Annotated in this window: 9 protein-coding genes, 1 tRNA gene and 3 pseudogenes; 5 read left to right on the forward strand and 8 right to left on the reverse strand. The window is 68.3% G+C overall.

The genetic code is table 11. The annotated features are described in order from the left end of the window. Positions 1-200: 200 nt before the first annotated feature. Positions 201-419 (forward strand): annotated as a pseudogene (locus HNQ58_RS13395) (NAD+ synthase); the annotation flags it as partial. Between the two features lie 69 nt (positions 420-488). On the opposite strand, the gene HNQ58_RS07375 reads toward HNQ58_RS13395, so the two are convergent. From HNQ58_RS07375 to ffh, 6 genes are all read right to left on the reverse strand, one after another. Next, positions 489-1,829, reverse strand: a complete 1,341-nt coding sequence (locus HNQ58_RS07375) for a UDP-glucose dehydrogenase family protein (protein ID WP_183948269.1) — start codon at positions 1,827-1,829, stop codon at positions 489-491. A 435-nt stretch (positions 1,830-2,264) separates the two neighbouring features. Continuing rightward, a complete protein-coding gene (gene rplS, locus HNQ58_RS07380; RefSeq protein ID WP_183948270.1) occupies positions 2,265-2,627 on the reverse strand; it encodes a 50S ribosomal protein L19 in 363 nt (120 codons plus the stop codon). Between the two features lie 84 nt (positions 2,628-2,711). Next, entirely contained in the window at positions 2,712-3,479 is a 768-nt protein-coding gene (trmD, locus tag HNQ58_RS07385) for a tRNA (guanosine(37)-N1)-methyltransferase TrmD (RefSeq protein WP_183948271.1), read from the reverse strand. 258 nt (positions 3,480-3,737) lie between these two features. Continuing rightward, the gene (rimM, locus tag HNQ58_RS07390; protein ID WP_183948272.1) at positions 3,738-4,247 is read right to left on the reverse strand and encodes a ribosome maturation factor RimM; all 510 of its coding nucleotides are present in this window, start codon (positions 4,245-4,247) and stop codon (positions 3,738-3,740) included. A 38-nt stretch (positions 4,248-4,285) separates the two neighbouring features. After that, positions 4,286-4,540, reverse strand: coding sequence for a 30S ribosomal protein S16 (gene rpsP, locus HNQ58_RS07395; protein ID WP_183948273.1), 255 nt, complete (start codon positions 4,538-4,540; stop codon positions 4,286-4,288). Positions 4,541-4,671: 131 nt separating this feature from the next. Further along, positions 4,672-6,045: a signal recognition particle protein gene (ffh, locus tag HNQ58_RS07400; RefSeq protein ID WP_183948274.1), complete on the reverse strand. Its 1,374-nt coding sequence runs from the start codon at positions 6,043-6,045 to the stop codon at positions 4,672-4,674. Positions 6,046-6,182: 137 nt separating this feature from the next. Between ffh and HNQ58_RS07405 the strand changes: the two genes are divergently transcribed. Next, positions 6,183-6,968, forward strand: a complete 786-nt coding sequence (locus HNQ58_RS07405) for a cytochrome C assembly family protein (protein ID WP_183948275.1) — start codon at positions 6,183-6,185, stop codon at positions 6,966-6,968. 15 nt (positions 6,969-6,983) lie between these two features. Continuing rightward, on the forward strand, positions 6,984-8,261 hold the full coding sequence (locus tag HNQ58_RS07410; protein WP_183948276.1) for an HlyC/CorC family transporter: 1,278 nt from the start codon (positions 6,984-6,986) through the stop codon (positions 8,259-8,261). Between the two features lie 10 nt (positions 8,262-8,271). Here HNQ58_RS07410 and radA read toward each other — a convergent pair whose 3' ends face one another. Together radA and HNQ58_RS07420 are read right to left on the reverse strand one after the other, a co-directional pair. Continuing rightward, the gene (radA, locus tag HNQ58_RS07415) at positions 8,272-9,657 is read right to left on the reverse strand and encodes a DNA repair protein RadA (protein WP_183948277.1); all 1,386 of its coding nucleotides are present in this window, start codon (positions 9,655-9,657) and stop codon (positions 8,272-8,274) included. Between the two features lie 97 nt (positions 9,658-9,754). Then, a pseudogene (locus HNQ58_RS07420) lies at positions 9,755-10,207 on the reverse strand (IS1595 family transposase); the annotation flags it as partial. A gap of 14 nt (positions 10,208-10,221) precedes the next feature. Here HNQ58_RS07420 and HNQ58_RS07425 point away from each other — a divergent pair. Then, positions 10,222-10,782: pseudogene (locus HNQ58_RS07425) on the forward strand (transposase); the annotation flags it as partial. A 236-nt stretch (positions 10,783-11,018) separates the two neighbouring features. Then, positions 11,019-11,095, forward strand: a tRNA-Arg gene (locus HNQ58_RS07430). The last annotated feature ends 173 nt before the right edge of the window (positions 11,096-11,268 follow it).

The raw sequence follows: 11,268 nt of genomic DNA on the forward strand, positions 1-11,268 counted from the left end.
GCCAGCTCCCGAATGGATCGGAGCGGATGGTTCGCCGGGACGAAGTCGGCAAGCTTGGCGACCGTGAACAACGACTCCTGAGTGACGTCTGCACCGCGCATCCCACGCCCTCCACTATGGCTGAGGTCGATATCGCAAACAGAGGGCTTGAAAGCAAGCTCTGGCGCGGGAGAATTTCAACAAGCTGCTAGGTCGGCCCGGTTCCAATTGGCCTGTTGATTTGCCAGGACCTGTGGGGTCTGGAGCCGATGGCCGAGACCACCGCGGCGGGTGCGCGCCTGGTGCTCGTGCCGAACGCCTCGCCTTTCGAACGCCACAAGCATGCCGAGCGCGATGCGCTCCTTGCCGAGCGTGCGCGGGACAACGGGACTGCCATCGCCTACGTCAATGTCGTGGGCGGGCAGGACTCTACGGTTTTTTGTCGGGGGCGGTCGTATTCTGCATGCCGTGCGCGACGGCGCAAAGGCATACCGGCCGCCCGCCGCGCGTCAGCCGCTGCGCAGCGAACGCCCGCGCCCGATGCCGTAATAGGCCAGCCCGGCCGCCTCGACCTGCGCGGGGTCGTAGATGTTGCGGCCGTCGAAGATCACAGGCTCACGCAGGCGCTCGCGCAGCGCGACGAAGTCCGGACTCCAGAACGCCTTCCACTCGGTCACCACCGCCAGCGCATCGGCGCCATCGACGGCAGCCTGCGCGCTGTCGCACAGTGCCAGATCGGCACGCGCGCCGAAGATCCGGCGCGCCTCGTCCATCGCCTCGGGATCGTAGACGCGCACCTTCGCGCCGGCCTCCCACAGCCGCTGCAGCAGCGCGCGACTGGGAGCCTCGCGCATGTCGTCGGTGTTGGGCTTGAAAGCCAACCCCCACACCGCAATGGTGCGGCCGGACAGCCGGCCGCCGAAATGGTGGGCGATCAGCTCGAACAGCTTGTCCTTCTGGCGCCGGTTGACCGCCTCGACCGCATCGAGGATGCGCGGCTCGTAACCGTGCTCGCGTGCCGTACGCCCGAGTGCCTGCACGTCCTTGGGGAAACACGAGCCACCATAGCCGACGCCGGGATAGATGAAGTGATGGCCGATCCGCGGATCCGAGCCAATGCCCCGGCGCACCATCTCGATGTCGGCGCCGACCCGCTCGGCGATGTTCGCCATTTCGTTCATGAAGGAGATCTTGGTGGCGAGCATCGCATTGGCAGCGTACTTGGTCAGTTCGGCCGAACGCGGGTCCATCGTCACGATGCGCTCGTGGTTTCGATTGAACGGCGCGTACAACCGCTTGAGCAGCTCGACCGCGCCGGCGCTGTCGGCGCCGATCACGATGCGATCCGGCCGCATGCAGTCCTTGACCGCATCGCCTTCCTTCAGGAACTCGGGGTTGGAAACCACATCGAAATCGATCGTGACATCGCGCGCGGCCAGTTCGGCCGCGATGGTCTCGCGCACCAGGGCCGTCGTGCCCACCGGCACGGTCGACTTGTTGACCACCAGTGCCGGATCCGTCAGATGACGGCCAATGGTGCGCGCCACGGCCAGCACGTGGCTCAGATCGGCGCTGCCGTCCTCGTCGGGGGGCGTGCCGACCGCGATCATCAGTATCTCGCCGTGCGCGACGCCGACCCGTCCGTCGGTGGTGAAGTTCAACCGGCCCGCGGCACGGTTGGCGCGGACCATGTCCTCCAGGCCCGGCTCGTGGATCGGGATTTCGCCGCGGTTCAGGCGCGCGATCTTGGCGGCATCGATATCGACACAGCACACCTGATTGCCCACTTCCGCCAGACAGGCGCCGGTGACCAGGCCCACATAGCCCGTGCCGAACAGGGTGACGCGCATGACCGCTCCAGATCGGGAAAGTGCGAATGATGCCGCGTGGATTGTTACAGAAAGGTCGGAAACGTCGGGGCTCGGCCTGCCATCGGGGCAGGAGGCGAAGGCAGGTCGCCGCTCCCTTCCCATACGCGCCGGCATGCGGGTCCGCGCCGGGCGGTTCGAGGGATCGAGATCACCACGGCCGGGGCCGTAGCGCTCGAAGCCGGCGGCCGGCAGCACCGCCGCTGCGTCGCGTGGGGTTGTTGCGCCAGCACCGGCGCGGCTTCGCGCCACGCTGCCACGCCACGGCCGGTCGCCCTGCCGCAGTTGCACCCGGTTTCGCTCGCCTGACCGGCTCACGGGAGAGCCCGCGCCTGCAGGCGTGCACCGTCCGCGCCGGCCGCCCCAAACGCGAACGGCCGCCCGAGGGCGGCCGTCCGAGAGCGCTGCCTTGTCGGCTTATTCGGCCGAGGCGCTGTAGTTGAGGTCTTCCTTGATGCGTGCCTTCTTGCCTTCCAGGCCGCGCAGGTAGTACAGCTTGCCGGCACGGACCTTGCCCCGGCGCTTGACCTGCACCGAATCGATCATCGGGCTGAACGCCTGGAACACGCGCTCCACGCCAAAGCCGTGGGAGATCTTGCGGACGGTGAAAGCCGAGTTCAGGCCGGCGTTCTTCTTGGCGATGACCACGCCCTCGTAGGCCTGGACGCGCTCGCGGTTGCCTTCCTTCACCTTGACGTTGACGACGACGGTGTCGCCTGGGCCGAACTCCGGCAGCTTGCGCTGCATCTGCTCGGCTTCGAACTGCTGGATCAGATTCATGATTGCACCGACCGTGAATGTTGTTCTGGGTTACGCGTGCGCGTCGGAAAGTCGCGCATTATAGCGGGAAAACTTCTACCGATGCTAGGGCTTGGACGGTTTTTCGCCCAGCTTGGCCAGCCAGTCCCGCCTGAAGGCCTCCAGCAGGGCCTGGTCGGCCTTGGACAGGCTGATTCGGGCGAGCAGGTCCGGGCGTCGCAGCCAGGTCCGGCCCAGCGCCTGCTGGCGCCGCCAGCGGGCGATCGCGGCGTGGTCGCCCGAACGCAGCACTTCGGGCACCGTGCCCAATTCATGCTCGACCGGGCGGGTGTAATGGGGGCAGTCCAGCAGGCCGTCCTCGAAACTGTCCTGGGTCGCCGACTCGGCATGATGGAGTGCCCCCTCCTGCAGCCGGCCGACCGCATCGATGACGATGGCCGCCCCCAGCTCGCCCCCGGACAGCACGTAGTCGCCCACCGACAGCTCCTCATCCACCTCGGACGCGACCAGGCGTTCGTCGATGCCCTCGTAGCGGCCGCACAACAGGATCAGCCGCGGCAGGGCGGCCAGTTGCCGCACCTTGCGCTGGGTCAGCCGCTCGCCCTGCGGGCTGAGGTAGATCACCGGCGCCGGCTCGGGCGCCGCTTGGCGTGCTGCGGCCAGACAGGCGCGCAGCGGGTCGATCAGCATCAGCATGCCCGGCCCGCCACCGAACGGCCGGTCGTCGACCCGGCGGTAATTGTCGGTGGCGTAGTCGCGGGGGTTCCAGCACGCGACCTGCATCAACCCGCGCTCGCCGGCGCGGCCGACCACGCCCAGCTCGGCGGACTGGCGGATGAAGTCGGGAAACAGGGTGACGACGTCGATGCGCATCAGCCGGACTCGCAGGGAGAGCTTCGCCCCATGGCTTCGGAAACAAACAGGCGACGCAGCTCGCGTGCTCGATCGGACAGCCGCCCTCCGAGCGAGATCACAGGCCGCACTCGCCGCGGCCGTCGCGGCGGGCCAGCATGCAGCCGCCCAATCCCGAACGCCCGGGATCGGTCACGCAAGCGCTTTGCCCGAAGCACTCCGACGCTTCTCCGGTTTCCGAATTTCCCGTGCCCGGACGGCCAACCCGAACCCGCCCGTTCAGAACTCCGGATCCCAGTCGACCACGATCCGGCCGGCCTCGAGATCCACCGACTTCACATAGTCGCCGATCACGAAGGGAACCATACGCTCGCGCTCGCCCCGCACCACCATCACGTCGTTGGCGCCGGTGGCGAACAGGTGCGAGACGGTACCGAGCTCGACGCCCTCGACCGTGGACACGGCCAAGCCCTCGAGATCGACCCAGTAATACTCGCCCGGCCCGGGTGGTGGCAATGCCGAGCGCGACACCCAGATCTCGGCCCCGATCAGGGCCTGGGCCCGGTCGCGGTCTGCTATGCCGGGGAAGCGGGCGATGACGTTGCGGCCATTGTCGCGTCCGGTGACGCCGGCCGCCGGATGCTCGCCAGCCCCGGACCGCAGGGTCCAGGGCTGGTAGCGGAAGATGGCGTCGCGCGGGTCGGTGTACGACTCGAGCTTGAGCTCGCCGCGCACGCCGAACAAGCCCACGACCCTGCCCAGCAGGATGCGGCGCTCAGTGGCGTCCATCGACATCAGGCTTGCGCGGGGCGCAGGCCCGGGAAGGCTCAGGCCGCGGCCTGGCGCGAGGCTTCCCTGTAGAGCTCGCGGACCTTGTCGGTCAGCTGCGCGCCCTGGCCTACCCAGTGCTTGACGCGCTCGGTGTCCAGCTCGACGCGCTTCTCGTTGCCCGACGCGATCGGGTTGTAGTACCCCAGGCGCTCGATCGAGCGACCGTCGCGCTTGTTGCGCTGGTCGGTGACCACGATGTGGTAGAAGGGGCGCTTCTTGGCGCCGCCGCGGGTCAGACGGATCTTGACCATGTCGGTTTGCTCTGTAGTTCTCGGTAAGGCCAACCGCCCCAAGGGCGGGGCGCAGTGAATGGGGAATTCTAACCCCTTGTCCTGGAAATTGAAATCCCCGTGCGGCAGGCGCCGCTCCGCGGAGAGACCGGTCAGCGGAAGGGGAAGCGGCCCGGCCCGCGCCCGCCCATCATGCCCTTCATGCCCCGCATCAGACCCTTGAGACCGCCGCCGGACAGCTTGGACATCATCTTTTCCATCTGCTGGAACTGCTTGAGCAGGCGGTTGACGTCGGCCGGGGTGGTGCCGGAGCCGCGGGCAATGCGGGCGCGGCGGGAGCCGTTGAGCACCGCCGGATGGCGGCGCTCCTTCTTCGTCATCGAGTTGATGATGGCGATCATCCGCGGCACTTCCTTGCCGGTGATCTGGTTCTTGAGGTGCTCGGGCACCTGGCCGATACCCGGCAGCTTGTCCATCAGGCCGGCGAGGCCGCCCAGATTCTGCATCTGCTCGAGTTGGTCGCGCATGTCGTTGAGGTCGAACTTCCTGCCCTTGGCGACCTTCTCGGCCAGCTTGGCGGCCTTCTCCTTGTCGACGTCGCGCTCGACCTGCTCGACCAGCGAGAGCACGTCGCCCATGTCGAGGATGCGGCTGGCGATGCGGTCGGGATGGAACACGTCCAGCCCGTCCGGCTTCTCGCCCACGCCGATGAACTTGATCGGCCGGCCAGTGATGTAGCGCACCGAGAGCGCTGCGCCGCCACGGGCGTCGCCATCGGTCTTGGTCAGCACCACGCCGGTCAACGGCAGCGCCTCGGCGAAGGCCTTGGCGGTGTTGGCCGCGTCCTGGCCGGTCATGGCGTCGACCACGAACAGCGTCTCGACCGGGTCGATGGCGGCGTGCAGCGCTTGGATCTCGGCCATCATCGCTTCGTCGATGGCAAGGCGGCCGGCGGTATCGACCAGCAGCACGTCGACGAACTGCTTGCGCGCGGCCTCGATGGCGGCGCGGGCGATGGCTTCCGGCCGCTGGCCCGGCTCGGACGGGTGGAACAGCACGCCGACCTGCTCGGCCAGTGTCTGCAACTGGGCGATGGCGGCCGGGCGGTACACATCGCAGCTGACCACCATCACCTTCTTCTTGCGGCGCTCCTTGAGGTGCTTGGCCAGCTTGCCGACCGTGGTGGTCTTGCCCGCGCCCTGCAAGCCGGCCATCAGCACGACGGCGGGGGCGGGCACATTCAGGTTCAGATCGGACGCTTGCGCGCCCATCACCGCGGTCAGCTCGTCGCGGACGACCTTGATCAGTGCCTGGCCCGGGGTGAGGCTCTTGAGCACCTCCTGGCCGACCGCGCGCACCTTGATGCGCTCGATCAGCGCCTGCACCACCGGCAGGGCCACATCCGCCTCGAGCAGGGCGATGCGCACCTCGCGCAGGGATTCGCGGATGTTCTCCTCGGTCAGGCGGCCGCGGCCGCGCAGGCGCTGGATGGTGCCGGACAGGCGCTGGGTGAGCGATTCGAACATGGGGAAAAGCACGGCAGGAAAGCAGGATCGCGCAGTATATCGCGCCCGACTCTTCCCACCTTTCTGGTGGCGGTTCCGAGCTCGTCGCCGGCCGGGCCCGATTGGCCGTTAAACGCGGTCATGCCAAACTCGGCGCGATGATGACCGCCTTCGCCGCCATCGCGGCCTACCTGATCGCCACCCTGCGCCTGATCCGGCATGTCTACCGGCCCGGCGAGACCGGGCACGCCGGCCTGTTCGTGGGCGGCATCGGCACCCTGCTCCATTTCGCCGTCCATGGCGACGCCTGGCGCGTGGCCGGCGCTCCGGACCTGCACTTTTTTGCCGCGCTGTCGCTGGTCGGCCTGGGCATGGCGGCGCTGACCCTGCTGGCACCGTTCTCGCGCCGGCTGGATGCGCTGGGCGTGGTGGTCTTCCCGATCGCCGCGACCACATTGCTGCTTTACGCCCTGTTCGGCCGCTCCGGCGTCGTGGCGATGGATTGGCGGATCCAGCTGCACGCGTTCCTGGCCCTGCTGGCCTATGCCGCGCTCGCCCTCGCCGCCCTGCTGGCGATCCTGCTCTGGCTGCAGGAGCACGCCCTGCGCCAGCGCCGCTTCACCGGCCTGTTGCGCGCCCTGCCGCCCCTGACCCAACTGGAGACGCTGCTGTTCCGGACCATCGGCGCCGGTTTCGGCCTGCTCACGCTGGCACTGGTCAGCGGCGTGCTGTTCGTCGAGGACCTGCTCGCGCAGCACCTGGCGCACAAGACCGTGTTGTCGGCCCTGGCCTGGCTGGTGTTCGGCGGCCTGCTGCTCGGCCGCTGGCGTTATGGCTGGCGCGGGCGTCGTGCAGTGCGGCTGACCCTGCTGGCGATGTGCCTGCTCGGGCTGGCCTTCTTCGGTTCCAAATTCGTGCTGGAGATCCTGCTGCGCCGCGGCTGAGTCCGGCGCCTTCCCATGGACGACATCCCGCTCAGTCTGCTGTTCGGCGCCCTCGGCGTCCTGCTGCTCTTCTCGGCGTTCTTCTCCGGCTCGGAGACGGCGCTGATGTCGGTCAACCGCTACCGCCTGCTGCACCTCGCCGACGAGGGGCACCGCGGCGCCCGCCTCGCCAAGGCGCTGCTGGAGCAGCCCGACCGGCTCATCGGCCTGATCCTGCTCGGGAACAACTTCGTCAACATCCTGGCCTCGGCGGTCACCACCATCGCCTTCATCCGCATCGCCGGCGAGGCCGGCGTGCTGATCGGCACGGTGTTTCTGACCGTCGTGGTGCTGATCTTCGCCGAGGTGGCGCCCAAGACGCTGGCCGCGTTCCGCCCCGAGCGCATCGCGCTCACCGCGCCCTACGTGCTCTGGCCGCTGCTGAAGGGGAGCTACCCGATCGTCCGCGTCATCAACCTGATGGCCAACGGCGTGCTGCGCCTGTTCGGCCACCGCGGCGGCGAGCGCAGCGACGCGCACCTGTCGCAGGACGAGCTGCGTGTGCTGCTCGAACACGGCGGCAGCCTGATCCCCGAGGGCCACCGCCGGATGTTCCTCAACATCCTGGCGCTGGAAGATGTGCGGGTGGAGGACATCATGGTGCCGCGCAACGAACTGCGCGGGATCGACCTGGACAGCGACCCCGAGGCGCTGCGCGAGGAACTGGCGCGCTTCCCCTACAGCCGCGCCATCGTCTACCGCGGCGCCATCGACCAGGTGGTCGGCATCCTCAACCTGCGCTCCATGCTCGACCTGCGCGGCGACACGCCGCTCACCCCGGCGCTGATCGAGTCGCGCCTGCGCAAACCCTACTTCATCCCGGAGAGCACGCGCCTGCCGCAGCAACTGGTCGAGTTCCAGCGCCAGCGCCGGCGACTGGCGCTAGTGGTCGACGAGTACGGCGACCTGGTCGGCCTGATCACCCTGGCCGACATCCTGGAAGAGATCGTCGGCGAGTTCACCACCGAGCCCAAGGCCAACACCCGCCGCATCGAGCACCAGCCCGACGGCAGCGTGCTGGTCGACGGCCGTATCGCCGTGCACAGCCTCAACCGGCGGCTGGGCTGGGAGCTGCCGACCGAGGACGCCAACACCCTGAGCGGCCTGATCGTCAGCCGGCTGGAAGCCCTGCCCCAGCCCGGCGACGAGCTTGAGATCGAGGGCCTGCACATGCGGCTGGAGCTGGTGCGCGACAACGTGATCCGGCTGGTGCGCATCCGGCCGCAGCACGGCAGCACGACGGAAAACCAGTGATCGCGCTGGTTCACTCGGCCGCCTCCAGCGCCTGCGCCAAACGCTCGACCGCGATCACCTCCATGCCCTTGAACGCGCCCTGCTTCGGCGCGTTGGCGCGCGGCACGATGGCGCGCCTGAAACCGTGCGTGGCGGCTTCCTTCAGCCGTTCCTCGCCATTGGGCACCGGGCGGATCTCACCGGACAGACCGACCTCGCCGAAGGCGACGGTCTTCTCCGCCAGCGGTCGGTCGCGCAGCGAGGACAGCACCGCCAGCAGCACCGGCAGGTCGGCGGCGGTCTCCTGCAGGCGGATGCCGCCGACCACGTTGACGAACACGTCCTGATCGAACACACCGACACCGCCGTGCCGATGCAGCACCGCCAGCAGCATCGCCAGCCGGTTCTGCTCCAGGCCGAGCGCGACGCGACGCGGATTGGCCAGCGGGCTCTGGTCGACCAGCGCCTGCACCTCCACCAGCAGCGGCCGGGTGCCTTCGCGGGTCACCATCACCGCGCTGCCGGGCTGCGCCGTGCGGCTGCCGGAGAGGAAGATCGCCGACGGATTGGGCACCTCGCGCAGTCCCTTGTCGCCCATCGCGAACACGCCCAGCTCGTTGACCGCACCGAAGCGGTTCTTGAACGCACGCAGCACGCGGAAGCGGCTGCCCGACTCGCCCTCGAAGTACAGCACCGCATCGACCATGTGCTCGAGCACGCGCGGGCCGGCGATGCCGCCCTCCTTGGTGACATGGCCGACCAGGAACACACTGGTGCCGGTCTCCTTGGCGAAGCGCACCAGCCGCGCCGCGCTTTCGCGCACCTGGCTCACCGAACCGGGCGCGGCGGTGAGCAGTTCGCTCCACAGTGTCTGGATCGAATCGGCCACCAGCAGGCGCGGCGCCGGGGTCGCCCTGGCCGCGTTGGCGAGGATCTTCTCCACGCAGGTTTCGGCCAGCGCATGCAGCTTGTCCAGCGGCAGGCCGAGCCGCTGCGCGCGGCCGGCGACCTGCGCCAGGCTTTCCTCGCCGGTGACGTACAGCGCCGGCACCCGTGCCGCCATCAACGCCAGCGCCTGCAGCAGCAAGGTCGACTTGCCGATGCCCGGATCGCCGCCAACCAGCACCACCGAGCCCTCGACCAGACCGCCGCCGAGCACCCGGTCCAGCTCGCCGATGCCGGTCGACAGGCGCTGCTCGACCGCCTGACCGACGTCCCACAGCGGGGTGATCGCCTCGCCGTCGACGCGTCCCGCCCAGGAACCGTGGCGCACGGCCGGCCTGCCGGCGGCCGCAGCGGGCTCGACCACGAATTCCGACAGCGTGTTCCAGGCCCCGCACTCGCCGCACTGGCCCTGCCACTTGTTGAAGGAGGCTCCGCACTCGGAGCAGACATAGGCGGTCTTGGCCTTGGCCATCGCACGCGACTCGTCCGTGAAGGGAAGGACGGCTAGGTTAACCGCGCGCCGTCGCAGCCGGCGAGACGCGGATGGACGCGAAAAAGCAAGGTAATTCCTAGCCTTTCCGGACCAAAGTTGGCTTGAGTTGCTGGATCGAAGTACCCCTCACAAGCCTTGAAAGCAGGGGTTTGAGGTCTTCGTCCCGATGGTTGTAACGGTAGCAAACTTCCCCCAGGTACAGATGGAAGTACTGCCAGGGCACGCCGCGGTACGGATACAGCCAATTCTTGGCGTAGCTCCAGAAACCTTCGATGCCGTTGATGTGGTCGCGCCCGACCGGTCGGCCCTTCTCCTTGCGGATCATCACGTGCTCGCCGCGCAGCTTCAGGGTGGCGTAGGCCTGCCATTCGTCGGTGTAGTACAACGCGCCCTCGCGGGTGTGGACGTCGATCTTCTCCATGATCGATCGGCGGTCGTGCGCCGGGATCGGCATGGCCTTGACCCGGCCATTGCGCTTGATGATCCCGAACACGATCACCTTGCCGGCCGCGCCCCAGCCGCGCTTGCCTTTTCGCGCACCCCGTGGCGGCTGAGGCGCACGAAAGCCACAAGCTGGAAAAGCTGTGCCGCAACATCACGCGCCCGGCGATCAGTGAGCAGCGACTATCAATCTCGCTGCAGGGCCGGGTGCGTTAGGCGCTCAAGACGCCGTGGCGCAACGGCACCACACACGTGGCGTTCGAGCCGGTGGAGTTCATCAGCAAACTGGCGGCGCTGATCCCACCGCCGCGCGCGCACCTGACCCGCTTCCACGGCATCTTTGCCCCGAACGCGAACTTGCGCGCGCAACTCACGCCCGCGCATCGCGGCAAAGGCTGCAATGCGGCGAGTGAAGCCACCAACCCGGATGACCGAACGCCCGACGAGAAACGCCGCGCGATGACCTGGGCGCAACGGCTCAAGCGCGTCTTCGGTATCGACATGGAAACCTGCGTCCACTGCGGCAGCCAGGTGAAGATCGTCGCCAGCGTCGAAGAGCCGCAGGCCATCCGCGCCATCCTCGACCATTTCGAGAAGCACGGCGCGCTGGAGCAGGCGCACTGCCGCCCCCGACCGCGCGGGCCGCCGGCGGCGGCCGTGTAATCGCCAACTCGTCCCAACTCGTTTGATGCGGCGACCAGCACCAGCCGCATGGCTGCGCTCGGCCGGCTGTCGGGAATTGGCGCGAAACGGCCGTGGCTTGCGAAGCAGCGGGTCCGCGTCGCGCCGGAATCCCCCCTTGCGAGCGTCCGGTCCGCGCCCGAACCGGCGCTTGCGCGCCCCCGCCTACCCGACAGACTGCCCGAAAAGAGCGTTTGAACTACCTGTACTCATACTTCGCGCCCGTAGCTCACCCGGATGGAGTAGTGGCTTCCGAAGCCATTGATCGGGGGTTCGAATCCCTCCGGGCGCGCCAATCCCAGGGTGTCAAACGCAGAACGGGTGCCCTCGCGAGCGCCCGTTCTTCATGCCCGGATCATGGCCGGGCTTACCACTGGGCGCGCAGGAAGCCATGGGGCAGCAGGTTTGGGCAGGCTTGCGTTTCGCCGATGAGGCGTTTTTGCTTCCGGTTAGACTGGGCCAGCCGGC

It is taken from the genome of Rehaibacterium terrae (genome assembly GCF_014202935.1).
GTDB lineage: Bacteria > Pseudomonadota > Gammaproteobacteria > Xanthomonadales > Xanthomonadaceae > Rehaibacterium > Rehaibacterium terrae.